The organism is Kitasatospora sp. NPDC057904 (assembly GCF_042887925.1).
In the GTDB taxonomy this organism is placed as follows: Bacteria; Actinomycetota; Actinomycetes; order Streptomycetales; family Streptomycetaceae; genus Kitasatospora.
The window spans coordinates 163731-188177 of record NZ_JBHVOL010000008.1 but is presented as its reverse complement, the minus strand read 5'-3'; the positions used below and the strand labels follow the sequence as shown (position 1 = coordinate 188177).

The window sequence follows — 24447 nt, the reverse complement described above, 5'->3', positions numbered from 1 at the left end:
GTCACGACGCCTTGCGGTGCTGGTACTCGGCCACTGCCGCAGTGATCACGCTGAACGGCACCGGCTCGTCCAGGTCGGCGATCGCGGCCTCGATCCACTCCCGCATGATGGCCGTCGGCTTCAGCCCGCGTTCGCGGGCCCGGCGCCGCACCTCGTCCATGACCGGCTTGGGCAGCCGCAGCGATGTGGTGATCATGACCGCCTCGGCCGGCACCGGCTCGGCCGGCTCGGCACTCATGATCTCCTCCTCGGTCAGCTCGTGCGTCTCGTAGTACTCGGCGATCGCTTCAAGGTCCGCACCGTTGTCCATCATCGTCACCCTCAACTCGTCCGCTTGAGGAACAAGCGCTTCTCGGCAGCCGTCATGTCGCGCGCAGTAGCGCAGTACCACGCGGATGGAACCGCCGCACTCGTTACCAGCACCACCAACAGGTAGCGCCCGGATTGCGTCACGCCGTGGCAGAGCGTCGTGCTCTCCCGGCCACGCGCGAACCAGTGAGGGCGGGAGAACACGACGTCCTCCACCTCTTCCGGCTCCACGCCGTGCCTGGCGATGTGCTCCTCGGACCGCTCGGTCCAGTAGATCTCACTATGCACGAGACGCAGCGTGTTGCAAACGCATTGCGCGTGGCCAGTTGCGATCACACGAGTGGGTTACGGCGTACGGAAGCGTCGAGAGCGCACCCGGCCCCTGCCGAACGCGCCCTCGACCGATCCGCTCAGAGCGGCGGGTACGGCGAAGGGCGCCCTCCGGAGTCCCGGAGAGCGCCCTTCCGCGCGTGTGTGTGCGTCAGTCGAACGTGCGGCGCTGGCGGCCCGTCCCGTAGTTGGAGCCGGACTTGGCGCCGCTTCCGGGCTTGGCACGGCCGGAGGAGCGGCCGATGAAGCCGGCCGCCTGCGGGCGCTCGCCCTGGGCCTGGGCGGCGGCGCCCATGCGCTGCTTGGGGCGGGGGCGGCGCGGGTTGCCGTTCATGTCGACGTCGGCGGGCAGCCCGGAGCGCTTGCCGGGGCGGCGGCGCGGGGCGCCCTTGCCCTCGGCCTTGGGCTTGGCGTCGGCCTCGGCGGCGGGCACCGGGACGGCGACGGTGACGGCGACGCCGCTCGGGGTGCGGGCGCCGGTGATCTTGGCGAGGTCGGCGTCGCCGGGGCGGACCTTGGTGACGGTCGGGCGGATGCCGGCGACCGTCATCAGCCGGTTGACCTCGCGGCGCTGCTCGGGCAGGACGAGGGTGACGACCGTGCCGGACTCGCCGGCCCGGGCGGTGCGCCCGCCGCGGTGCAGGTAGTCCTTGTGGTCCACCGGCGGGTCGACGTTGACGACGAGGTCGAGGCCGTCGATGTGGATGCCGCGGGCGGCGACGTTGGTGGCGATCAGCGCGGTGACGTGGCCGTCGCGGAACTGGTCGAGGACGCGGTTGCGCTGCGGCTGGGACTTGCCGCCGTGCAGCGCGGCGGCCTTGACGCCGTTGGCGAGCAACTGCTTGGCGAGCCGGTCGGCGCCGTGCTTGGTGTGCACGAACATGATCAGGCGGCCGTCGCGGGAGGCGATGTGCGCGGTGGTGGACGCCTTGTCGGCCGGGTCGAGCTGCAGGACGTGGTGGTCCATGGTGCTGACCGCGCCGGCCGAGGGGTCGACCGAGTGGGTGACCGGGTCGGAGAGGAAGCGCTTGACCAGGCGGTCGACGTTGCGGTCCAGGGTGGCGGAGAACAGCATCCGCTGCCCGCCCTCGGCGACCTGCTCCAGCAGCTTGGTGACCTGCGGCAGGAAGCCCATGTCGGCCATCTGGTCGGCCTCGTCGAGGACGGTGATCGCGACGTCGGACAGGATGACGTCGCCGCGGCCGATCAGGTCGTCGAGCCGGCCGGGGGTGGCGACGAGGACCTCGGTGCCACGTCGGACGGCATTGGCCTGGCGCCCGATCGACATGCCGCCGACGACGGTGGTGATCCGCAGGTTGACGGCGGTGGCGTAGGGGGTGAGCGCCTCGGTGACCTGCTGGGCGAGCTCGCGGGTGGGCACCAGCACGAGCGCGAGCGGGTGCCGGGCGTCGGCGCGGCGCCCGGCGGTGCGGGCGAGCAGCGGCAGGCCGAAGGCGAGGGTCTTGCCGGAGCCGGTGCGGCCGCGGCCGAGCACGTCGCGCCCGGCGATCGAGTCGGGCAGCGTGGCGCCCTGGATCGGGAACGGCTCGGTGACGCCCTCGCGGCCGAGCGCGGACAGGATCGCCTTCGGCAGGTCGAGCTCGGCGAAGGTGGCCGCCGGGGGCCGCGACGGGGTGCCCTGGACGACGGTGAAGTCGGCGGGCGCGGCGGCGGTGGCGCGGGAGGTCTTGGGGGCGCGGGATCCGGCGGTGCGGGATCCGGCGGCGGGGCCGGCGCCGGTGCGGCCGCGCGGCTTGCGGGTGCGCGGGGCGCCTTCGGTGCGGGCGCCGTCGGTACGGGCGCCGCGGTCGCGCGGCGTGCGGGCAGGGGTGGTCACGGGTTCTCCGTCGGTCGGTCGGCGGCAGCCCGGGGTACGGGCTGGTCGGCCGTCGGTGGGAGATACGCCGCCCCGGCCGTATGGCGGCTTCTGCCGCCGTGTGGCGGCATGCGCGAGGGCCCGCACCGAGCGGTGCGGGCCCCCGCTACGCGAGATCGCGAGTCAGCTCGGGGGCTGGACTCAGATGACGCGGATGTTCTCGGCCTGCGGGCCCTTCTGGCCCTGGGTCACGTCGAACTCGACCTGCTGGCCCTCGACGAGCTCACGGAAGCCCTGAGCAACGATGTTCGAGTAGTGCGCGAACACGTCCGGGCCGCCCTCGGCCTGCTCGATGAAGCCGAAGCCCTTTTCGCTGTTGAACCACTTCACGGTGCCGGTAGCCATAACCGTCTCCTCTAAAACTGGGGCATCAGGGATCCACACCGCGTGAACCCCTAAGTAGCCGCGATCCCCATCCGGAGACTGAAACACCGGACAAAACAAATGCGCCTGTTGGTTGGGACCAGCAGGCGCACACAAGCGTTCATGGGAACCAAAACTGCAACTGGTTCGACTGTAGCACGGGGACACCCCGATTGACCGGGGGATTTTGTGCTCTGGAGATCACGTTTGCGGGCCCCGGGAAGCGGGCAGGCGGCGCCCCGCCGAAGCGGGACGCCGCCTGTGGACCACCGGGTCGGTCCGGTGGGCCGCACCCGTGGTCCGGCCCGGTGAGTCGGATCACCGGGTCGGACCAGTGGGCCGGGTCACCCGGCCGGACGAGCCGGCCGGACGGGTCGGCCGGAGGCTCAGCGCCGCCCGGCCGGCTCCGGCACGCCGTGCGCGTCCTGGAGCGGCACGGAGCCGCCGCCGTGGCCGCCGCCGTCCCCGTGGCCGGGCCACCAGGCGCGGTGGCCCAGCAGCGCGGTGAGCGACGGGGTGAAGAACATCGCCATCACGAAGGCCGCCAGCACGATGCCGAAGGCCAGCGAGAAGCCGAGCTCCATGAACAGGACGTTGCCCGCGAGCATGAAGGTCGCGAACGAGGCCGCCAGGATGAAGCCCGCCGCTGCGACCGTCGGGCCGCCGTGCTTGATGGCCTCGCTGGCCGCCTCGCGCGGGCTGCGGCCCTCGCGGGCCTCCTCGCGGAGGCGGGCGATGATCAGGATGTTGTAGTCGGTGCCGATCGCCACCACGAACAGGTAGATGAAGATCGGCAGCATGAACATCAGACCCGGCTCGCCCTTGATGTTCTGGAACAGCAGGGTGGTGGCGCCGAGGGTGCCGCCGAAGCCGAGGCCGACCGAGGCCATCAGGTACCAGGGGGCCACGACGCTGCGCAGCTGCAGGCCCAGGATGAGCATGATGAGCAGGGCCGCGATCGGGAAGACCAGCGTGTAGTCGTGCACCATCGCGGTGTTGATGTCCTTGTACACCGAGGTGATGCCGCCGACCAGCGACTTCGAGTCGGCCGGGGCGGCCGCGTGGGCGGCGTCGCGGACCTTCCCGATGGTGTCGATCGCCTTGTTGGAGGCCGGGGCGTCCTTGAGCAGCACGGTGAAGTCACCGGTGGTGCCGTCGGCGCTGATCGCCTTGTTCTCCGCGCTCGGCGTCACGACGCCGGCCACGCCGTCGACCGCGCCGAGCTTGCCGGCGAAGTCCTTCAGGGCGGCGTCGCTCAGCTTGGCGCCGTTGGTGGAGGTCAGGTAGACGTGGCTCGGGTCGGCCGCGCCGGCCGAGAAGGCCGTCATCAGCTTGTCCTGGACGACCATCGACTCCTTGTTCTTCGGCATGGAGCTGCCGGCGAGGTCGTAGGTGCCGTTGTAGTTGAGGCCGGCCAGGGCCAGCACCACGAGGACGCCGCCGGAGACCAGGGCGACCAGGCCGGGCCTCTTGCCGGTCATCCGGCCGAGCGCGGCGAAGCGGGCGTTCTTGGGCTCCTGCATCCACTTCTTGCCCGGCCAGAACACGGCCTTGGACGGGATGACGGTGAGCACGGCCGGGGCCAGGGTCAGCGAGACCAGGGCGGTCGCGACGACGGCGATGGCGAGCGCCGGGCCGAGCGCGGTGAACATGCCGAGGCTGGAGAGGATCAGCACCGCGAAGGCCACGGCGACCGCGCCGGCGGCGGAGGCGATCGCCTCGCCGACCCGGCCGACGGCGTTGGCCACGGCGGTCTTGCGGTCCTCGCCGGTGCGCAGCCGCTCGCGGTAGCGGAAGGCGAGGAACAGGAAGTAGTCCGTGCCGACGCCGAGCACGACGATGATCAGGATCGCCGAGGTCATCGGGGAGGACTTGAGGTCGAACATCTTGATCGCGTCGGCGATCAGGCCGTTGGCCACCGGCATCGCGATGACCAGCGAGAGCAGCACCGGCAGGATGCCCGCGAGGATGCTGCGGAAGATGATGCCGACGATCAGGATGACGAGCAGCAGGCTGCCGAGCATGACGATCATGTCGGTGGCGCCGGAGGCGTCCTGCTGGTCGAGGCTGCTGGCGGCCTGGCCGCCGACCTGGAACTTCAGGCCGGTGCCGTCGGCGAGCTTGGAGCCGTCCTCGCGCAGCTTCTTGGCCGCGTCGGTGTACTCCTTGTCCTGCATCTTGGACTTGTCGATGGCGACCATGGACAGCGCGTACTTGCCGTCCGCGGACTTCGCCTTCTCGGAGACCGGCAGGATCTGCTGGACGGCCGGGATGTTCTCGTCGGTCAGGCCCTTGACGACCTTCTCCATCGAGGTCTGGTCCTCGGCGGTGAGCTTCTGGCCGTCGTTGCGCTCGAAGAGCAGCAGGGCGGCGGGGGTGAAGCTCGACGGGAACGCCTGCTCCTGGAGCTGCGCCGCCTGGATCGACTCGTAGTGCTTGGGCAGGAACGCGGACTCGTCCGTCTGCGAGGTGACGGCGGGCGCGCTCGCGACGATGGCGATCATCGCGACGACCCACGCCGCGATCACCCACCAGGCGCGGCGGACGACGAAGTGTCCTAGTCGGTGGAACATGCTCGTGATGCCTCCTGGGCATGGTTCACCGCAGCCCTTGGGGACGGGACGCCGGGCGACGGCAGGACCGGCCGAGGACGCGCGCGGGCGCCCCCTTACCGGTCGGCAGGTAAGTTGGTCTGGAGACTCATCCTACGAGTACTTGCTTGCCGCCCGGCAAGTTGTTTTCGCAGGCCGCCCCCGTGAGGCCCCCCGTGTCCGCGGCCCCGCACCAGTCTCGCCCGTCCGCATACCCCTTGACCTCGTGCTCCGGGTGGAGACCGCTCCCCCTCAGGGTGGAGCTTGCCCCCACCCCCGGGGATGAGGGATCAGGGTCGGAAGGTAGGGAAAACCCCACCCCGGCCCCGAGGCGGGCACCAGGGCCGGGTACCCCGCCAGCCGGATTACGGCCCGACTCGCCTTTCCCTACCGTCTTTCACGACGCCGGAACGCGACCCCGGCGCCCGGCGGCCGGGGGCCGCCGACCACCCGGCGCACGACCGCCGTTCTCCCAGGGGGAAGTCCGTGAAGACCAGGCTCGGCACGGCCGCCGCGATGGGCGCCTGGAGCGCCCGGCACAAAAAGACCGCCGTCTTCGGCTGGCTGCTGTTCGTCGTCCTCGCCGCCGTGCTCGGCGGGATGCACGGCGGCACGAAGGTGGGCCGCGACGAATCGGTGCCCGGCGAGGTGTCCCGGGCCGCGCGGATCCTCGACGACGCGGGGATCAAGGCCCCGGCCGGCGAGACCGTCCTCGTCCAGAGCCCGGAACTGACCGCCGACGCACCGGCATTCCGGGCCGCCGTCGCCCAGGTGGTCGCCGCGGTCGACGGCACCGGCAAGGCCGCCGCCGTCCGCTCCCCCTACGACACCAAGGCCGTTTCCGCGGACGGCCACTCCGCGCTCGTCCAGCTGACGCTCAAGGGCGACCGCGACGAGGCCGTCGCCGACGTCCCCGCCGTCATGGACGCGGTGGCCGGCGTGCAGAAGCAGCACCCCGAACTGACCGTCGTCGAACTCGGCGACGCGAGCTCGGGCAAGTGGATCCAGGACCAGTTCGCCGACGACTTCACCCGCGCCGAGTGGACGGCCGTCCCGCTCGCGCTCGGCATCCTGCTGGTCGCCTTCGGCGCGCTGGTCGCCGCCGTGCTGCCGGTCGTGCTCGCGCTCACCGCGTTCGTCGCCGCCGGCGGCCTGGTCGCCCTCGCCAGCGGGCTGCTGCACACCAGCGACGACGCGAGCTCGGTGATGCTGCTGGTCGGCCTCGCCGTCGGCGTCGACTACTGCCTCTTCTACCTGCGCCGCGAGCGCGAGGAGCGGGCCGCCGGGCGCGACCTCGCGGACGCGCTCGCCGTCGCCGCCGCCACCAGCGGCCGGGCCGTGCTGGTCTCGGGCGTCACCGTGGTCGTCGCCATGGCCGGCATGTTCCTCACCGGCATCGCCGACTTCCGGGCGATGGCCTTCGGCACCATCGTCGTCGTGGTCACCGCCGTCCTCGGCTCGCTCACCGTGCTGCCCGCGCTGCTGTCGATGCTCGGCGACCGCGTCGCGAAGGGCCGGGTGCCGTTCCTCGGCAGGGTGCGCCGGCCGGAGGCGGCCACCACGGGTGGGCGCTTCTGGAACGCCGTGCTCACGCCGGTGCTGCGCCGGCCGCTGGCGGCCACCCTGCTCGCCGGGGCGTTCCTGCTCGGGCTGGCCGCGCCGCTGCTCACCATGCACACCGCCAACCTGACCTTCCAGCAGCAACTGCCGCGCGGCAACGCCCTCGTGACCGCCTCGCAGAAGATCGAGGCCGCCTTCCCCGGCAGCCCGGCCCCCGCGACCGTCGTCATCAGGGCCACCGACATCTCCTCCCCCGCGATGACCGCCGCGATCGCCGACCTCAAGGCCCGCGCCCTCGCCAGCGGCCGGATGCACGGCCCGGTGGACGTCACCGTGCACCGGGAGCAGAACGTCGCCACCGTCGACATCCCCCTCGACGGCAGCGGCAACGACGCCACCAGCAACGCCGCGCTCAAGGCCCTGCGCGACGACATCGTGCCCGCCACCGTCCTCAAGGTGCCCGGCACCGAGGCCCCCGTCACCGGGCAGACCGCCGGCTCGCACGACTTCAACGCGAAGATGACCGGCTCGCTGCCCGCCGTGTTCGGCTTCGTCGTCGCCTTCGCCTTCCTCCTGATGCTCACCTCCTTCCGCTCGCTGGCCGTCGCCGCGACCGCCGTCGTGCTCAACCTGCTCTCGGTGGGCGCCGCCTACGGGGTGCTGACGCTGGTCTTCCAGCACGGCGTCGGCGCCTCGCTGCTCGGCACCACCGGGGTCGGCGCGGTGGAGTCCTGGGTGCCGCTGTTCCTCTTCGTGATCCTCTTCGGCCTCTCGATGGACTACCACGTCTTCGTGGTCTCCCGGATCAAGGAGGGCCGCGACCGCGGCCTGCCGACCCGCGCCGCGATCGCCCACGGCATCCGCTCCACGGCCGGGGTGGTCACCAGCGCCGCGGTGATCATGGTGGCGGTGTTCGCGGTCTTCGGCACCCTCTCGATGCAGGCGATGAAGCAGATGGGCGTCGGCCTCGCCGTCGCCGTCCTGATCGACGCCACCGTGATCCGCGCGGTCCTGCTGCCCGCCGTGATGACCCTGCTCGGCGAGCGCAACTGGTACCTGCCGCGCCTGCTCCACTGGCTGCCCGACCTCTCGCACGGCGAGCCCGCCGCGCCGGTCGGCACCGGCGGCGCCCTCCACGGCCCGGCCGCACCGCGCCACCGGATCGAGGTCTGAGCCACCGGATCGAGGTCTGAGCCACCCGCTCACCGGCGCCGGGCTCCGCATCGCGCGGGGCCCGGCCCCCGTGCGTCATGATGATCACCGTCCGGAGGCCTCCGGACGAACGCCGGCGGAACGGAGCCAGGTCATGACCGCCTTCGACGAGGGCCGCGCCCGGGTCCTGCTCGCCGACGCCTGCGCCTCGGCCGGCCTCCCGGACCCCGGCGACGCGCGGCTGCTCGCGCTCGGCGAGAACGCCGTCTTCGACCTCGGCGAGCCCGCCGTCGTCGCCAAGGTCGGCCGCGGCCCCGGGCTGCGGGAGCGGGCACGGCACGAACTCGCCGTCGCGAACTGGCTGGCGGGGCAGGGCATCCCGGTGGTCCGCCCGTACGACGCCGTCGCGCCCGGACCGCAGCTCGCCGACGGGCACCCCGTCACCTTCTGGCACCGGCTCGCCCCCGCCGTCCGCCCCGCCCGGCCCGCCGACCTCGCCCCGCTGCTGCGCGACCTGCACCGGCTGCCGCTGCCGCCCTTCCCGCTGGCCCGGCGCGACCTGCTCGCCCCGGTCGAGCGCTGGCTGGCCTCCGCCGAGGGCCACGTCGACCCGGCCGACGTCGCGTTCCTGCGCCGCCGCCGGGACGCCTTCGCCGCCGCCCTGCCCGACCTCGCCCCGCACCTGGAACCCGGGCTGATCCACGGCGACGCGCTGCCGCGCAACGTCCACGTGGGCCCGCAGGGGCCCGTCCTGCTCGACCTGGAGAACGTCTCGCGGGACCTGCGCGAGCACGACCTCGTGGTGCTCGCGCTCAGCCACGACCGGTACGGCGTGCCGGGCGAGGAGTACCTCGCGTTCACCGCCGCGTACGGGTGGGACGTGCGCGACTGGCCGGGGTTCGCGGTGCTGCGCGGCGCCCGCGAGACGGCCAGCGCCTCGTGGGTCGCGCAGCAGGCCGCGGGCAGCCCGGCGGCGCTGGCGGAGTTCCGGCGGCGGGTCGACTCGCTGCGCGACGGGGCGACGGACGTGCGCTGGTACCCGTTCTGAGGGTCTGGGAGTGACCCGGCGGGACTCGGCGGGACGGATGGGGTAGCCGTGGCGGCGGGCGGACGCCAACCCGGGCGGCTGTGAGAAGACTCCTACGACGGAGCGGTCCGGCACGCAACCGGGGCAACTACGATCGGCGTCCTATCGGACAGTCATCCTGACCGAGAGGATCGGCACCCGCCGCCAGTTCCCCAGGAGCCGCCGCCATGCCCCAGTCCGCCGCCCGCCGGCCCGCTTCCCCGAACCGCTCGGCCCGCCTCCGCCGCCGGCTGATCATGGGCAGTGCCGCCGTCGCCGCCGCGCTGGGCGTCGCCGCGTGCGGGACGGCCAGCGGGGCCCTCCAGCCGAGCGCCTCGCCGTCCGCGAAGGGCGCGATCACGATCTCGCCGAGCACCGACCCGGCGCCCGGCGCCCCGGGCACGCCCGGTTCGGACGGCGTGCCCGTCACCGCGGGCGCGGGCGGCCAGGCCGCACCGCCGGTCACCCCGCGCACCCCGCGCACGCCGAGGACACCGGACACCACTGCCAGCACGAGCCCGTCCAGCGCGAGTCCGTCGACCGCGAGCCCGTCCACCGCCGCTGCCGCCCCGGCCGTGCCCGCCACACCGCTCTCGGCCACCAGCGTGATCGGCTCGACCGCCTCCGGCGGCCGGACCGTCGCCCTCACCTTCGACGACGGCCCCGGCCCGGCCACCCAGCAGATCCTCGACCTGCTCGCCCAGTACAACGTCAAGGCCACCTTCTGCGAGATCGGCCAGAACGCCGCCGCCAACCCGGGCCTGGTCAAGAAGGTCCTCGCGGCCGGGCACCGGCTGTGCGACCACAGCGTCCACCACCCGCAGCCGTTCCAGAAGCTGCCGCACGACAAGGCCGTGGCCGAGATCTCCGGCGCGAAGGACATGATCGTCAAGGCCGCCGGCCCCGGCACCCAGGTCACCTGGTTCCGCGCGCCCGGCGGCGGCTTCAACGCCGACAACGAGCACATCGCCGCGGGCCTCGGCATGAAGTCCCTCGGCTGGTCGGTCGACCCGCGCGACTGGTCCCGCCCGGGCGTGCCGGCGATCGTCTCCACCGTGCAGAGCCAGCTCAGGCCCGGCGGCGTGATCCTCATGCACGACGGCGGCGGCGACCGCAGCCAGACCGTGGCCGCGCTCAAGCAGCTGCTCCCGTGGCTGGTCGCCCAGGGCTACACCTTCGACTTCCCGGCGGCCTAGGGACGTTGGCGCACCGGCGGACGGCGCTCCGGGTGACCGGGACGCCGTCCGCTACGGTGAGCCGCGTGACGGACCCCACCCCCGCCGGCCTCGTCGACGCCGTGCCCGCCCTCGCCTCCTACCTACGGCCGGCCACCCTGCTGCACCCCGAGGCCAAGGCACCCACCGCACACGGGAGTTCGCTCGGCGGACCCGCGCTCTGGCCCGACGGCGCACCCTGGCCGCACTGCACCGCCGGGCACCCCGACGATGCCTACGAGGACGCGGCCCCGCGCGACCGGGAGACCACGACGGCGGTCGCCCTCGTCCCGGTCCTGCGCGTCCGCGCCGCCGACGCACCCCACCTGCCCTGGCCCGACGGCGCCGACGTGCTCCAGGTGCTCTGGTGCCCCAACGACCACGACGACATCCAGGGCGAGCGCTACTACTACGGCCCCGCCGTCGAACTCCATTGGCAGCGCGCCGACGGCCTCGCACCCCGCACTCCCCCGCGGCCCCGGCGCTCCGACGACGAATACCTGCCCACGCCGTGCGTGCTGCGCCCCGAGCAGATCCGCGACCTCCCCGACCGCGACGAACTGCCCGGCGAACTCCGTTCCGCCGCCGAGGAGTTCGCCGAACGGAACGGCACCGAGTACCACCGTGACCTCGCCTGCGCCGGGGGCTGGAAGCTCGGCGGCTGGCCGTCCTGGCGCTCCACCGACCTGATCCCCGTCGACTGCGGCGCGTGCGGCGCCCGGATGCGGCACCTGCTCACCGTCGAGAGCGGCGACGACCCGGACGTCAGCGTCGGCCGCCACGGCGAACTGCACGTCTTCGTCTGCCCGCAGGACCTCGGCCACCCCGTCGGGCTCGACCTCCAGTAGGCCCCCGGCCGTCAGAGCAGGTGGAGCCGGTACACCTGCCGGGAGCCGCCCTCCGGCCCCGGCTCCGCCGGCTCGGCCGGCGTGAAGCCCAGCCGTTCGTAGAACACCCGGGCCCCGCTCACGACCGCCCCGGGGTGGTCCGCGCCGAACGTCACCACCTCGACGGTCGCCGGGCGGACCCGGACCCGCCGGCGCAGCACGTCCTCGACCAGCGCCCGGCCCACGCCCGTCCCCCGGGCCCGCTCGGCGACCACCAGCCAGTGCAGGTGGTGCACCGGCGGCTCACCACCGAACAGCAGGGCGCCGAGCAGGCCGCCGTCCGGGCCGTCGACCACCGTGGCGCGCCCGCGGTCGATGTTCCGGACGACGGCCCGGCGGAACCCGGGGTCGTCCACCATCGGCCCGAACCAGTGCTCGACCCCGGCGGCGAGGGCGAGGAAACCGGGCAGGTCGGCGGGCCGCGCGAGGCGTGTGATCACCCGGAGAGTCCGGCAGGCGCGCCGCCCGCTACCGCAGCGGCCAGCGGGGGTCCACCACCGCCTGCGGGTCCTTGCCGCGGCGCAGCCAGGCCTGGAGGCCCTCGGCCCACTCCCGGTACCAGTGGACCTGACGCCCGTGCAGGTCGGCCGGGGCCACGTCGCCGACCTCGGAACGGTAGCGCTCGGCGAGGGCGACGGCGACGCGGACGGCGGCCAGGGCGTCGCTGCCGGCCTCGTGGGCGTCGGTCAGCTCGACGCCGTACACCTCGCAGACGCGCTGCAGGGTGCGGGAGCCCTTGCGGTACTTGTCCACCGCCCGGTCGATCACCAGCGCGTCCAGCACCGGCCCGACCGGACGGCCGAGGCGCTCGGCGAGCGTCGCCAGCCCGTGCCGGCGCAGCTCGGCGTCGAGGAGGGAGAGGTCGAAGGGCGCGTTGAACCCGACCACCGGCCGCCCCGCCGCGAGCCGCTCGCAGAGCGCCGCGGCTATCTCCTCCACCGCCTCCTTGGCCGGCCGCCCCTTGCGCCGGGCGACGTCGTCCCCGATCCCGTGGATCGCCTCCGCCTCGGCGGGGATCGGCACCCCGGGATCGAGCAGCCAGCCGGCGACCCCCACCCGGTGGGCCCCGACGGTGTCCACGAGCGCGGCCGTGACGATGCGGTCCACGGCCGGGTCGGTGCCCGTGGTCTCCAGGTCGAAGCCGACCAGTGGCTGCTGCCACCAGCTCATGCGCCCGCCTCGCTTCGCTCGACAGGGGCACTCGCCCACGCGCGCCTCTCAACGATTCGCTCGCTCCGCTCGCTCATGGGGTGCGTCCTTCCGTCCTGCTGTGCGAAACAGCCCCTATCATGACCCGCCCCACCGACAACCCGGCCGCCCAGGGGTCCGCTCCGGCGGTCCGCCGGGCCCTAGGCTGGTCCCCGGACCCGATCGGAGGAGCCGACGATGAGCACCGCCCCGAACCTGCCCGTGCCCCCGAACCGGCCCGACGAGGCCCACCCGCTGCGGACGATCAGAGAGATCCGCGCGTCCTTGCCCGGGGACCAGGTGGAGCACTTCGACGCCGAGCTCGCCGACACCGACATCGACGAGCTGCCGGCGATACTGCACCGCTGGGCCACCCTGGGCACCGACGGCTTCGTCGACTTCCTGCTGTCGGCGCCCCTCGAAGGGCTGGAATTCGGATCCCGGTCCTACGACGACGAGGCCGGCCCGGGCACCGGTGTCGTCGCCGAACCCACCGCCCGGCCGAAGGCGGTCAACCCGGCGGAGTACTGAGGGTCCGCCGGGTCTCCGGGCCGGGCGGGGCGGTTACCGGGCCCCGTGGGTGAGGGCGAGGCGGCTGGGGATGACGCTGGACAGGACGGCGAGGACCAGGCAGACGGCGGCCGCTCCGGCGAGCGGGGTCCAGGGGAGGCGGAAGGCGATCGCGGTCTGGCCGGCCAGGATGCGGTGGTCGATCAGTGCCGTCGCGCCCCACTGGGTGAGCGCGGTGACGGCGAGGGCGAGGACGGCCGCGGTGGCGACGACCAGGACGGCCTCCAGGGCGACCATCGACAGCACCTGCCGGCGCACCGTCCCGGCGAGGCGCAGGACGGCGAAGTCGCGGCGGCGGTCCGCGGCCGACATCACCATGGTGTTGACGATGGCGATGAGCGCGTAGAGCAGGGCCGGGCCGAGGATCGTGCTGGTGGCGATCCACGCGTAGTGGGCGCCGGGGTCGGGGCCGGGCGTGCGGGCGTCGGTGAGCGTGCCGCCGTAGGTCGCGGCCGGGGCGTCGGAGAGGTGGACGGCGCCGGGGCGGGCGCCGTCCAGGTGCGCGGTGACGGCGTCGCCGCTGAGCAGCACCTCGTCGAGGCCGAGCTGGGTGCGGTAGACCAGGGCGAGCCGCAGGCTGGTGACGGTGCCGTCGGCGAGCCGCAGGTTGACTTGGTCGCCGAGCTTCCAGCCGTGGCCGCGCACCTGGTGGACGGAGGCGGCGAGGGTGGCGCCGTGCAGGTCGGCGGGGCTGCCCTCGACGGCGGGCAGGGTCCACGCGGTGGCGAGGTCGCCGGTGACGACGGTGGCGGCGGACGGTGCGGAGGCGGCCGAGTCCTCGCTGTGGTCGGCGAAGGACGCGGTGTCGGCGCCGAGGCCGGTGATCACGGTGGGGGTGGTGGCGGTGGCGCGCAGGCCGGGCCGGTCGGCGGTGAGCCGGGCGAGGGTGTCGACGGGCAGCGGGACGGCGCCGGGCCGCAGCACGTAGCGGGCGGCGGCGGTGGCCCGGCCCTGGGCGGTCATGGCGTCGGCGAAGGCGGCGGTGGCGCCGATGGCGGTGCCGGTGAGCGCGATGGTGAGGAAGGCGGGGGTGGCGGTGGAGACGGTGCGGCGGACGGCGGTGAGCGCGTTCTGCCGGGCGAGCAGGGGTGCGGCGGCGACGGTCCAGCGCAGTGGGGTGCTGAAGGCGCGGACGAGCAGCGGGACGAGCAGCGGCGCGAAGAGGGCGAGCGCGGCGATCGTCATGAGGTCGGCGGCCATGACCCACTGGGAGGCGAGTTGCGGGTCGTCGGGCTGGTCGCCGGGGGCGGGGGGCATGCTCGGGGCGGCGAGGTAGTAGCCCACCGCGCCTGCCAGGGCGAGGAGTTGGGCGGCGGCGCAGGCCCAGCGCAGCGGCGTCATGACCTTGCGGTCGACGGCGGCGTCGCCGAGGGCCTCGACGGCGCGGACGCTCCCGGCCCGCAGGGCGGCGCCGAGGGCGCCGAGCAGGGCGACGAGCAGGCCCACGGCGGCCGCGACGAGCATCGGGGTGAGCGCGGGGTGGGAGGTGAAGCCCGCCTGGGCGGCGCCGCGGGCGACGAGCCAGGCGGCGAGCGCGGGTGCGGCGGGCAGGGAGAGGAGGCAGCCGGAGACGGCGGCGGCGAGGGCGACGGCGGCGGCCTCGCCGGTGATCAGCAGCACGACCTGGCGGGGCGTCGCGCCGACGGCGCGCAGCATCGCGATCTCCTGGCGGCGCTGGGCGACGGCGAAGGCGAAGGTGCCGGCGACGACGAAGACGGCGACGAAGGCGGCCATGCCGGCGGTGAAGGTGAGCACCTTGTGCAGGGAGGGCGCACCGAGCGGGGAGTCGTCGCCGGCGGTGTCGTCGAGGAGGGTGCCGGTGGTGGCGACGAGGGTGACGCCGAGGGTGAGCGCGACGTAGGAGCCGGCGAAGGCGGCCTTGCGGCGGCGCAGGCTCGCGGTGGCGACGGGCAGGAGCGTGGCCATGGTCATGCCGCCGTCTCCAGGGCCGTCATCCGCTCGGCGACCTGCTGGGCGCTGGGGCGGGCGAGGTCGTCGGCGAGGCGGCCGTCGGCGAGGAAGAGCACGCGGTCGGCGTAGGAGGCGGCGACCGGGTCGTGGGTGACCATGACGGTGCTCTGGCCCTCGCGGTCGACGAGGTCGCGCAGGAGGGCGAGGACGTCGCGGCTGCTGGAGCTGTCGAGGGCGCCGGTGGGCTCGTCGGCGAACAGGACCTGCGGGCGGGCGATGAGGGCGCGGGCGATCGCGACGCGCTGCTGCTGGCCGCCGGAGAGCTGGGAGGGCAGGTGGCCGGTGCGCTGACCGAGGCCGACCTGGTCGAGGGCGCGGTGGACCTGCGCGCGGTCGGGGCGGCGCCCGGCGAGGCGCAGCGGCAGGCCGACGTTCTGTTCGGCGGTGAGCGAGCCGACGAGGTTGAAGGCCTGGAAGACGAAGCCGAGCTTCTCGCGGCGCAGCACGGTGAGCCGGGTCTCGGTCAGCGTGGCGAGGTCGGTGCCGTCGAGGGTGACGCGGCCGGTGTCGGGCCGGTCGAGGCCGGCGGCGCACTGGAGCAGGGTGCTCTTGCCGGAGCCGGAGGGGCCCATGACGGCGGTGAAGGTGCCGCGCGCGAACTCGACGTCCACCCCCCTGAGCGCGTGGACGGCCTCCGGGCCGGTTCCGTAGGTGCGGTGCAGTTGTTCGAGGCGCAGGACGGCCTCATCCCCCGTGATCATCACGGGGGCTATGCCTACCACGAGCGGGCCTGCTGAGGCCATCTCAAGTGGCGAAACGATTCTGCCGCGTCCGGGGTTCACGAACGAGGAGGACGTCGACCCGGTCCTCGCGTTCCAGGACGAAGCCGTGGCGCTCGTACAGGCGCTGGGCGGCGCTGCCCCGCAGGACGACGAGGCGCACCGGCTCCCCGGCCGCGTCGGCCTCGGCGAGGACGTGGCGCAGCACGGCCGTGCCGAGGCCCCGGCCCTGGAGGTGCGGGGCGAGGTAGAACAGCTCCAGGTGGCGCCCGCCCCGCTCGTCGGGCCGGACGCTGAGGGAGCCGGCGAAGGCCCCCTCGACCAGCAGGACGGACGTGTGCGCGGTGGAGAAGGCGTCCCGCACGCGCCGGCGGGAGCGCTGCGGATCCCAGCGGCCGAGGCGTTCCAGGTCGGCGCGCATGACCTGGTCCTTGAGGTCGCAGACGCGGTCGACGTCCTCGGGCCGGGCGGGCTCCAGGGTCCAGTGCGGGAGGCTGTTCACGGCGCGCAGTCTGGCAGCGTCCGCACCCGCCCCACCAGCACCGCCCGAGAGGTGGACGCGGCTCAGGACACGGGCCGGGAGTCCGCCCAGACCCCCTCGAACTCCTCGCGGTAGACCTCCAGCAGGCCCGCCTCCGTGCCGCCGGGCTGCTGGCCGGCGCCGCCGCGCAGGACGAGCGCGGGGGACTCCATGCCGCGGGCGCGGCGCAGGTAGGGCTGGACGACGCCGAGGTCGCGGCCGGCCCGGCGGCCGCCGCGGCCCTCGGGGCGCGGGCCCTCGACGAGGTAGGCGGTGAAGCGCGGGGTCTCGTCGAAGACCCGGATCTCGAAGCCGCCCGGGTCGCGCAGCCGGGCCCGAACCCGGCGGACGTGCATGATGTTCATCTCGATCGAGCGGGACAACTCGCCGCGGCCGAGGCCGAGTTCGCGCTCACGGCGGCGCACGGCGCTGCTCGCCGGGTTGAGGAACAGCAGCCGCATCCGGCAGCCTTCGCCGGCCAGGCGCACCAGGCGCTTGCCGGTGTAGTTCTGGCAGAGCATGCCGAGGCCGATGCCGAGCGCGTCCAGCCGCCGGGCGCCGTCCAGGAGGTCCTCGACGGGCAGGTCGCGCTGGAGGCGGACCCGGTCGGCGTGCACCGCGACGACGTCCGCGTACCGGCCGGCGACCAGCGACTCGACGACGTCGGCGGGCACCCCGCCGGCGCCGCCGTCGAGCAGGGCGAGCAGGCGGGCGGCGGCGCGCTCGGTCTGGGCGAGGACGGTCTGGGTGAGGACGCGGTTGCGGGAGACCACGTGCCGGGCCACCTCCAGCTCGTCCAGGGCGAGTTCGATCTCGCGCCGGTCGGCGAGGTAGGGCTCGAAGCACGGCCAGTGCTGGACCATGAGCTCGCGCAGCTGGGGCAGGGTGAGGAAGACCAGCGGGTCGTCGTCGGCGGGGTCGAGCAGGTAGCCCTTGCGGCGGCTGACCTCCCGGACGGCGCCGGCGCGGTGCGCCCACTCCTCGCCCGCCGGGCCGGCGGCGGCGGTGACCCAGTCCTCGCCGTGGGCGGGGGCGTAGATGGGGTGCAGGACCTCGTCGACGAGGGAGCGCAGCCGCTGCTCGACCAGGTTGAGCCAGACGTAGGCGCGCCCGGACAGGCGCACGCGCTGGTAGGCGTCCTCCCACTCGGCGCCGGACCAGGCGAGGGCGGGGATCTCCACCGGGCCGCCCTGGGCGGGCACCAGGGAGCGGCCGGTCATGGTGGGGCGCATGACCACCGTGGGCGCCTCGCTGCGGGCGCCGCCCCGCTCGGGGCCGTCGGGCCCGGCGCCACGGCCGCCAGCAGGGAACACCATGCGCCACCTCATCTGCGGCTGACCCCCGCGGGTGCGGGGACCGTTGACGGGCCGTTGACTAGCACCGGTCGGCCGGGGCGGCCGGACGATCAAGGGTACTGCCCGCCGAGAGCCGTCCGCAGCCGGTTGCCCGAGGGGGCGCGGACGCACCAGGGGACCCACCCGTCACAGCGCCGCGCTTAATCGGAGGAATACCGCCCGGACGCCCGTTCGGGCTAACGCAGGGCACGGGTCCCGGCGACCGGGGGAAGGGTCGTGGAGTATGCGGACTGTGCCGTGCGTCACGGCGCGCGAACGCCGCACATGCCCGGCCGCACGGCCGGGAAGACAGCCGCTGATTCTTGGACTGGACGTCAGTTTTCTTTTTTGACAAGGAAGTTGAGGACTCATGCAGGTCTGGCCCGGCAAGCCCTACCCCCTCGGCGCCACCTACGACGGGGCCGGTACCAACTTCGCGGTGTTCTCCGAGAGCGCCGACCGGATCGAGCTGTGCCTGATCGACGGGGACGGCTCGGAGAGCGCCGTCGAGCTGCGCGAGACGGACGCCTTCGTGCGCCACGCCTACCTCCCGGGCGTCCAGCCCGGCCAGCGCTACGGCTTCCGCGTCCACGGGCCGTACAACCCGGGGCTCGGCCAGCGGCACAACAGCGCCAAGCTGCTCCTGGACCCGTACGCCAAGGCGATGAGCGGGAACGTCGACTGGGACGAGTCCGTCTACGGCTACCACTTCGGCGCCCCCGAGCGCCGCAACGACCTCGACTCCGCCCCGCACACGATGCACTCGGTGGTCATCAACCCCTACTTCGACTGGGGCACCGACCACCCGCCGCGCACCGACTACCACCGGACCGTCATCTACGAGGCGCACGTCAAGGGCCTCACCCGGCTGCACCCCGGCATCCCCGAGGAGATCCGCGGCACCTACGCGGGCCTCGCCCACCCGGCGGTGATCGAGCACCTCGCCAAGCTCGGCGTCACCGCGATCGAGCTGATGCCGGTGCACCAGTTCGTCCGCGACCACCGGCTGCGCGACCTCGGCCTCGCCAACTACTGGGGCTACAACACGATCGGCTTCTTCGCCCCGCACTCCTCCTACTCCTCCGACGGCGACCGCGGCCAGCAGGTGCAGGAGTTCAAGTCGATGGTCAAGGCGCTGCACGCGGCCGGGATCGAGGTGATCCTGGACGTCGTCTACAACCACACCGCCGAGGGCAACCACCTCGGGCCGACGCTCTCCCTGCGCGGCCTGGACAACGTCTCCTACTACCGGCTCGCCCAGGACCAGCGGTTCTACGAGGACACCACCGGCACCGGCAACAGCCTGCTGATGCGCAGCCCGCACGTGCTCCAGCTGATCATGGACTCGCTGCGCTACTGGGTCACCGAGATGCACGTCGACGGCTTCCGCTTCGACCTGGCCGCCACCCTGGCCCGGCAGTTCCACGAGGTCGACCGGCTCTCCTCCTTCTTCGACCTCGTCCAGCAGGACCCGGTCGTCTCCCAGGCCAAGCTGATCGCCGAGCCCTGGGACCTCGGCGAGGGCGGCTACCAGGTCGGCAACTTCCCGCCGCTGTGGACGGAGTGGAACGGCATGTACCGGGACACCGTGCGCGACCTGTGGCGCGGCGAGACCGCCGCGCTCGCCGAGTTCGGCTCCCGGCTCACCGGCTCCTCCGACCTCTACCAGGACGACGGCCGCCGGCCCATCGCCTCCATCAACTTCGTGACCTGCCACGACGGTTTCACCCTGCGCGACCTCGTCTCCTTCAACGAGAAGCACAACGCGGCCAACGGCGAGGACAACCGGGACGGCGAGTCCTTCAACCGCTCCTGGAACTGCGGCGTCGAGGGCCCGAGCAACGACCCGGCCGTCGAGGAGCTGAGAGCGCGCCAGCAGCGCAACCTCATCGCCACCCTGATGCTCTCCCAGGGCGTGCCGATGCTCTCCCACGGCGACGAGCTCGGCCGCACCCAGCACGGCAACAACAACGCCTACTGCCAGGACAACGAGCTCACCTGGGTGCACTGGCCCCAGGAGGACGGGCCGCAGGCGCGGCTGCTGGAGTTCACCCAGGGGATGATCTGGCTGCGCCGCGACCACCCGGTGTTCCGCCGCCGCCGCTTCTTCCACGGGCGGCCGGTCTCCGGGCGGGTGGTCTCCGGGCAGCCGGCCGCCGGCCGCGCGGCGGCGGAGGCGGGCGGCTACGACGACCTCACCGACATCGCCTGGTTCACCCCGAGCGGGGAGGAGATGACCAAGCGCAACTGGGGCGCCAGCTACGCCAAGTCGCTCACCGTCTTCCTCAACGGCTACGCGATCTCCGAGCCCGACCGGCGCGGCGGGCGGATCGTCGACGACTCCTTCCTCCTCATGTTCAACGCGCACTTCGAGCCGCTGGAGTTCACCGTCCCCGCCGACCACGGCCAGGAGTGGCAGGTCGTGGTGGACACCGCGCAGCCCCGGCTGCCCGCCCCCGGTACCGGCGCCCGGGTCAAGGCCGGCGACACGCTCTGGCTCACCGACCGGTCGCTCATGGTGCTCCAGCGCCCGGCGTGAACCCGCGGACGGTCACCTGTTCGGATCAGCAGCGGGTCTTGGCGGCGGGCTCCCCCGGGTACTCATGGAGCTATGACCTCCGCCGCCGAGCCCGCACGGACCCGCCCGGCCGCCAGTGTCCCCCCGTCCTGGACGCCGACCGCCGGCTACCGACTCCAGCTCCAGCCCGGCTTCACCCTCCGCGACGCCACCGCCGCCGTCCCCTACCTCGCCGCCCTCGGCGTCTCCCACCTCCACCTGTCCCCGCTGCTGGAGGCCGCCCCCGGCTCGACCCACGGCTACGACACCGTCGACCACGGCCGCGTCAGCGAACAGCTCGGCGGCGAGCCCGCCCTGCGCGAGCTGGCCGCCGCCGCGCACCGGCACGGCCTGCGGCTGCTCGCCGACGTCGTGCCCAACCACATGGCCGTGCCCGTCCCCGAACGGCTCAACCGGCAGCTGTGGGACGTCCTGCGCGACGGGCCCGACTCCCCGTACGCGCGCTGGTTCGACATCGACTGGGCGGCCCAGCCCGGCCCCGCCGACGCCCCCGGACGCGGCCGGGTGCTGCTGCCGCTGCTCGGCGGGCGGCTCGGCGACGAACTCGGCCGGATCACCGTCGACGGCGACGTGCTGCGCTACCACGACCACGTCCTGCCGCTGCGCCCCGGCACCGGGCACCTGCCGCTCGGCGAACTCCTCGCCCGCCAGTGGTACCGCCTCGCCTGGTGGCGCCTGGCCCGCACCGAGCTCAACTACCGGCGCTTCTTCACCGTCAACGAGCTGATCGCCGTGCGGGTCGAGGAGCCCGAGGTCTTCGACGCCACCCACGCCGTGCTGCTGCGGCTGCACGCCGACGGCGTCCTCGACGGCTTCCGGATCGACCACCCCGACGGCCTCGCCGACCCGCGCGGCTACCTGGCCCGCCTCGCCGCGGCCACCCGCGGCGCCTACACCGTCGTCGAGAAGATCCTCACCGGGGACGAGCGGCTGCCCGCCGACTGGCCGTGCGCCGGCACCACCGGGTACGACGCGCTGCGCCGCATCGACGGGGTGCTCACCGACCGGGCCGGCGCGGGCCGGCTGGCCGCGGCCTACGAGGCGTTCCTGCACGGGACCGCCGCCCCCGCCGAGCTCCGCCCGGACCCCCACCCGGCGGTCGCCGCGGCCCTGCGCGGCCGGGCCGAGATGACCGCACCGCGCGGCGAGCTCGCGGCCGAGGTCGACCGGCTGGTCCGGCTCGCGGTGCGGGTCGGGGCCGCCGAGCCCGAGCACGCCGACCACGCGCCCTGGCAGCTGCGCGCCTCGCTGGAGCGGCTCCTCACCGGCTACCCGGTCTACCGGCCCTACGTGCGGCCCGGCGAGGCCGGCGACGACGGGTACCTGCGCGCGCTGCTCGACGGCACGGCGGACCCCACCGACTCCCTCGTCGCCGCCCTCGCCCTCGGCGAGCTCGGGCGCGGGCCCGAGAAGGACGAGTTCTGCGCCCGCTTCGCCCAGACCGCCGCCGCCGTCGCCGCCAAGGGCGTCGAGGACACCGCCTTCTACCGGTGGAACGCCCTGCCCGGCCTCAACGAGGTCGGCGGCGAACCCGCCCGCCCCGGACTGGAGCCCGCCGGCTTCCACGACTGGTGCCGGTACCTGGAAGGCGCCTGGCCGCTCAGCATGACCGCGCTCTCCACCCACGACACCAAGCGCAGCGCCGACGCGCGCGCCCGCCTCGCCGTCCTCGCCGAGCAGCCCGAGGCGTGGGCCGCCGAGGCCGCCGCGTGGTCCGCCGCGGCCGGGCCCGGCGGCGACCGGGACGGCGACTGGCTGCTGTGGCACACCCTCGTCGCCGCCTGGCCGATCGGCCCGGACCGCCTCGTCGCCGCCCTCCTCAAGGCCGCCCGCGAGGCCAAGCTGCACACCTCGTGGACGGCCCCCGACGCCCCCTTCGAACGCGCCCTGGAGGAGCGCGCCCGCGCCGTGTACGACGACCCCGGGCTGCTCCCCCGCATCGAGGGCCGGGTGCACGCGCTCGCGCCGTACGCCCGCTCCAACACGCTCTCCGCCGCGCTGCTGCACCTCACCGTGCCCGGCGTCCCCGACCTCTACCAGGGCAGCGAGGAACCGCTGTACACCCTCGTCGACCCCGACAACCGGGGCGTCGTCGACCTCGGCGCCCTCGCCGTCCGGCTCACCGACGCCGCCACCCCGCGCCCCGGCGACCTCGCCCGCGAGAAGCTCCACCTCACCGCGACCGCCCTGCACCTGCGGCGCGCCCGCCCGCTCGGCCCCTACCGGCCGCTGCCCGCCACCGACCTCGCCTCCGACCACCTGCTGGCCTTCGCCCGCGGCGACGACGTCGTCACCGCCGTCACCCGCCTCCCGTACGGCCTGGAGCGCGCCGGCGGCTGGCGGGACACCTTCCTCGACCTGCCCGCGGGCGGGCCGTGGACGGACGAACTGACCCACCGCACGCACCCGGCGGGACCGGTGCCGGCCGCCGACCTGCTGGCGACGTACCCCGTGGCACTGCTGACGAGGAGGAGCCCGGCGTGAGGCCGTACGAGGTGTGGGCGCCGTTCGCCGCCCACCGGGTCGAGGTCGAAGTCGACGGCATCCCCCACCCGTTGGACCGCCGCCCGGACCGGGACGGCTGGTGGGGCGGCGAGGCGCCGGAGGGCGACTACGCGTTCCGCCTCGACGGCGGCCGCCCCCTGCCCGACCCGCGCTCGGCCCGGCAGCCGCACGGCCCGGACGGCCCGAGCCGGGCCGTCGACCACGCCGCGTTCCGCTGGTCGCACACCGGCTGGCGCGGCCGCCCGCTGCCCGGGGCGGTGGTCTACGAGCTGCACGTCGGCACCTTCACCGCCCGCGGCACCTTCGACGGCGCCGCCGAACACCTCGACCACCTCGTCGGCCTGGGCGTCGACTTCGTCGAGCTGATGCCCGTCTGCCCGTTCCCCGGCAAGCACGGCTGGGGCTACGACGGCGTCTCCCTGTGGGCCGTCCACGAGCCCTACGGCGGGCCCGAGGGCCTGAAGCGCTTCGTCGACGCGGCGCACCGCGCGGGCCTCGGGGTGATCCTCGACGTCGTCCACAACCACCTCGGCCCGTCCGGCAACCACCTTCCGGCGTTCGGCCCGTACTTCACCGACCGGCACCACACCCCGTGGGGCTCCGCGATCAATCTGGACGGCCCCGGCTCCGACGACGTGCGGACGTACCTCATCGGCAGCGCGCTCTCCTGGCTGCGCGACTACCGCATCGACGGGCTGCGCCTGGACGCCGTGCACGCCCTCGCGGACGACCGGGCGGTGCACTTCCTGGAGGAACTGTCCGGCGAGGTCGAGAAGTTGGCGGCGGCCACCAACCGCCCGCTGTTCCTGATCGCCGAGTCCGACCTCAACACCCCGCACACCACCACGCCGCGCGAGGCCGGCGGCCAGGGTCTCGACGCCCAGTGGAGCGACGACTTCCACCACGCCCTGCACGCCGCCCTGACCGGCGAATCCCAGGGCTACTACGGCGACTTCGCGCGGGCGCCGCTCGCCGCCGTCGCCAGGACGCTCACCCGCGGGTACTTCCACGACGGCACCTGGTCCGCCTTCCGCGGGCGCCGCCACGGGCGCCCGTTCGCGCCGGCCGGCGCCGGGCACCGGCTGCTCGGCTACCTGCAGACCCACGACCAGATCGGCAACCGGGCGCTCGGCGACCGGATCTCCACCACGCTCACCCCCGGGCGGCTCGCCGCCGGCGCCGCGCTGGTGCTCACCTCGCCGTTCACGCCGATGCTGTTCATGGGCGAGGAGTGGGGCGCCGCCACGCCCTGGCAGTACTTCACCGACCACACCGACCCCGACCTCGCCGAGGCCGTCCGGCGCGGCCGGCGCCGGGAGTTCGCCGAGCACGGCTGGCGCGCGGAGGCCGTCCCGGACCCGCAGGAGCCGGCCACCGTGTTGCGCTCGGTGCTCGACTGGACCGAGCCGCGGCGCCGGCCGCACGCCGAACTGCTCGACTGGCACCGGCGGTTGATCCGGCTGCGGCGGGAGCGGCCCGAGCTGTCCGATCCGGACCTGGGCGCGGTGCGGGTCGAATTCGACGAGGCCGCACGGTGGTTGGTCGTCCACCGGGGGCCGTACCGGGTGGCGGTCAACCTCGGGTCCGGCGAGGCCGCGCTGCCGCTGGGCGGCGAAGGGCGGGAGGTGGTGGCCGCGTTCGGGCCGGCCGCACTGGACGGTCCGACGGTGCGGCTGGGGGCGGACGCGGTGGCCGTCGTCCTGCCGTGACCGGC

At 74.3% G+C, this 24447-nt stretch carries 19 protein-coding genes; 8 read left to right on the top strand and 11 right to left on the bottom strand.

Annotated elements, in window-relative coordinates; genetic code table 11:
- Position 1 precedes the first annotated feature (1 nt).
- From ACFVSN_RS21780 to ACFVSN_RS21760, 5 genes are all read right to left on the bottom strand, one after another.
- The gene (locus ACFVSN_RS21780; RefSeq protein ID WP_387956422.1) at positions 2-319 is read right to left on the bottom strand and encodes a hypothetical protein; all 318 of its coding nucleotides are present in this window, start codon (positions 317-319) and stop codon (positions 2-4) included.
- A gap of 2 nt (positions 320-321) precedes the next feature.
- A complete protein-coding gene (locus tag ACFVSN_RS21775) occupies positions 322-597 on the bottom strand; it encodes a hypothetical protein (RefSeq protein ID WP_380492713.1) in 276 nt (91 codons plus the stop codon).
- Between the two features lie 193 nt (positions 598-790).
- The gene (locus tag ACFVSN_RS21770) at positions 791-2476 is read right to left on the bottom strand and encodes a DEAD/DEAH box helicase (RefSeq protein ID WP_380492715.1); all 1686 of its coding nucleotides are present in this window, start codon (positions 2474-2476) and stop codon (positions 791-793) included.
- 180 nt (positions 2477-2656) lie between these two features.
- Positions 2657-2860: a cold-shock protein gene (locus ACFVSN_RS21765; protein WP_218202470.1), complete on the bottom strand. Its 204-nt coding sequence runs from the start codon at positions 2858-2860 to the stop codon at positions 2657-2659.
- A 404-nt stretch (positions 2861-3264) separates the two neighbouring features.
- The gene (locus ACFVSN_RS21760) at positions 3265-5451 is read right to left on the bottom strand and encodes an MMPL family transporter (RefSeq protein WP_387956421.1); all 2187 of its coding nucleotides are present in this window, start codon (positions 5449-5451) and stop codon (positions 3265-3267) included.
- Positions 5452-5985: 534 nt separating this feature from the next.
- Here ACFVSN_RS21760 and ACFVSN_RS21755 point away from each other — a divergent pair.
- The 4 genes from ACFVSN_RS21755 (at position 5986) to ACFVSN_RS21740 (ending at position 11309) form a co-directional block, all read left to right on the top strand.
- Positions 5986-8202, top strand: coding sequence for an MMPL family transporter (locus ACFVSN_RS21755; protein WP_387956466.1), 2217 nt, complete (start codon positions 5986-5988; stop codon positions 8200-8202).
- A 133-nt stretch (positions 8203-8335) separates the two neighbouring features.
- Entirely contained in the window at positions 8336-9229 is an 894-nt protein-coding gene (locus ACFVSN_RS21750) for a phosphotransferase (protein WP_380440963.1), read from the top strand.
- A 206-nt stretch (positions 9230-9435) separates the two neighbouring features.
- Complete coding sequence (locus ACFVSN_RS21745) at positions 9436-10443, top strand: polysaccharide deacetylase family protein (protein ID WP_387956420.1); 1008 nt, start codon at positions 9436-9438, stop codon at positions 10441-10443.
- A gap of 65 nt (positions 10444-10508) precedes the next feature.
- Entirely contained in the window at positions 10509-11309 is an 801-nt protein-coding gene (locus tag ACFVSN_RS21740) for a hypothetical protein (protein WP_387956419.1), read from the top strand.
- Positions 11310-11320: 11 nt separating this feature from the next.
- Here the strand turns inward: ACFVSN_RS21740 and ACFVSN_RS21735 are convergent, their stop codons facing one another.
- Positions 11321-11788, bottom strand: a complete 468-nt coding sequence (locus ACFVSN_RS21735; protein ID WP_387956418.1) for a GNAT family N-acetyltransferase — start codon at positions 11786-11788, stop codon at positions 11321-11323.
- 28 nt (positions 11789-11816) lie between these two features.
- Positions 11817-12518, bottom strand: coding sequence for an exonuclease domain-containing protein (locus tag ACFVSN_RS21730; RefSeq protein ID WP_387956417.1), 702 nt, complete (start codon positions 12516-12518; stop codon positions 11817-11819).
- Between the two features lie 216 nt (positions 12519-12734).
- Between ACFVSN_RS21730 and ACFVSN_RS21725 the strand changes: the two genes are divergently transcribed.
- Positions 12735-13067: a hypothetical protein gene (locus ACFVSN_RS21725; RefSeq protein WP_380440973.1), complete on the top strand. Its 333-nt coding sequence runs from the start codon at positions 12735-12737 to the stop codon at positions 13065-13067.
- A 33-nt stretch (positions 13068-13100) separates the two neighbouring features.
- Here ACFVSN_RS21725 and ACFVSN_RS21720 read toward each other — a convergent pair whose 3' ends face one another.
- The 4 genes from ACFVSN_RS21720 to ACFVSN_RS21705 all read right to left on the bottom strand — a co-directional run bounded on the left by ACFVSN_RS21720 (position 13101) and on the right by ACFVSN_RS21705 (position 17632).
- The gene (locus ACFVSN_RS21720; RefSeq protein ID WP_387956416.1) at positions 13101-15038 is read right to left on the bottom strand and encodes an FtsX-like permease family protein; all 1938 of its coding nucleotides are present in this window, start codon (positions 15036-15038) and stop codon (positions 13101-13103) included.
- A complete protein-coding gene (locus ACFVSN_RS21715; RefSeq protein WP_380440977.1) occupies positions 15035-15778 on the bottom strand; it encodes an ABC transporter ATP-binding protein in 744 nt (247 codons plus the stop codon). The genes ACFVSN_RS21720 and ACFVSN_RS21715 overlap by 4 nt, the downstream gene beginning before the upstream one ends.
- A 43-nt stretch (positions 15779-15821) precedes the next feature.
- Positions 15822-16298 (bottom strand): GNAT family N-acetyltransferase, encoded by a 477-nt coding sequence (locus ACFVSN_RS21710; RefSeq protein WP_380440979.1) that lies wholly within the window; start codon positions 16296-16298, stop codon positions 15822-15824.
- A 62-nt stretch (positions 16299-16360) separates the two neighbouring features.
- Positions 16361-17632 carry an SAV2148 family HEPN domain-containing protein gene (locus ACFVSN_RS21705; protein WP_380440981.1) on the bottom strand — a complete coding sequence of 424 codons (1272 nt, stop codon included), beginning with the start codon at positions 17630-17632 and terminating at the stop codon, positions 16361-16363.
- 388 nt (positions 17633-18020) lie between these two features.
- On the opposite strand from ACFVSN_RS21705, the gene glgX reads away from it, so the two are divergent.
- From glgX to treZ, 3 genes are all read left to right on the top strand, one after another.
- Positions 18021-20189: a glycogen debranching protein GlgX gene (glgX, locus tag ACFVSN_RS21700; protein ID WP_380440983.1), complete on the top strand. Its 2169-nt coding sequence runs from the start codon at positions 18021-18023 to the stop codon at positions 20187-20189.
- 72 nt (positions 20190-20261) lie between these two features.
- Positions 20262-22712 carry a malto-oligosyltrehalose synthase gene (gene treY, locus ACFVSN_RS21695; RefSeq protein WP_387956415.1) on the top strand — a complete coding sequence of 817 codons (2451 nt, stop codon included), beginning with the start codon at positions 20262-20264 and terminating at the stop codon, positions 22710-22712.
- A complete protein-coding gene (gene treZ / locus ACFVSN_RS21690; protein ID WP_387956414.1) occupies positions 22709-24442 on the top strand; it encodes a malto-oligosyltrehalose trehalohydrolase in 1734 nt (577 codons plus the stop codon). Before treY ends, treZ begins: the two co-directional genes overlap by 4 nt.
- The last annotated feature ends 5 nt before the right edge of the window (positions 24443-24447 follow it).

Coding starts and splice junctions, on each gene's coding strand:
- ACFVSN_RS21765 (WP_218202470.1), bottom strand. CDS start 2,860: ATGGCTACCGGCACCGTGAAGTGGTTCAACAGCGAAAAGGGCTTCGGC.
- ACFVSN_RS21760 (WP_387956421.1), bottom strand. CDS start 5,451: ATGTTCCACCGACTAGGACACTTCGTCGTCCGCCGCGCCTGGTGGGTG.
- ACFVSN_RS21755 (WP_387956466.1), top strand. CDS start 5,986: ATGGGCGCCTGGAGCGCCCGGCACAAAAAGACCGCCGTCTTCGGCTGG.
- ACFVSN_RS21750 (WP_380440963.1), top strand. CDS start 8,336: ATGACCGCCTTCGACGAGGGCCGCGCCCGGGTCCTGCTCGCCGACGCC.
- ACFVSN_RS21745 (WP_387956420.1), top strand. CDS start 9,436: ATGCCCCAGTCCGCCGCCCGCCGGCCCGCTTCCCCGAACCGCTCGGCC.
- ACFVSN_RS21730 (WP_387956417.1), bottom strand. CDS start 12,518: ATGAGCTGGTGGCAGCAGCCACTGGTCGGCTTCGACCTGGAGACCACG.
- ACFVSN_RS21725 (WP_380440973.1), top strand. CDS start 12,735: ATGAGCACCGCCCCGAACCTGCCCGTGCCCCCGAACCGGCCCGACGAG.
- ACFVSN_RS21720 (WP_387956416.1), bottom strand. CDS start 15,038: ATGACCATGGCCACGCTCCTGCCCGTCGCCACCGCGAGCCTGCGCCGC.
- ACFVSN_RS21715 (WP_380440977.1), bottom strand. CDS start 15,778: ATGATCACGGGGGATGAGGCCGTCCTGCGCCTCGAACAACTGCACCGC.
- ACFVSN_RS21705 (WP_380440981.1), bottom strand. CDS start 17,632: ATGGTGTTCCCTGCTGGCGGCCGTGGCGCCGGGCCCGACGGCCCCGAG.
- glgX (WP_380440983.1), top strand. CDS start 18,021: ATGCAGGTCTGGCCCGGCAAGCCCTACCCCCTCGGCGCCACCTACGAC.
- treY (WP_387956415.1), top strand. CDS start 20,262: ATGACCTCCGCCGCCGAGCCCGCACGGACCCGCCCGGCCGCCAGTGTC.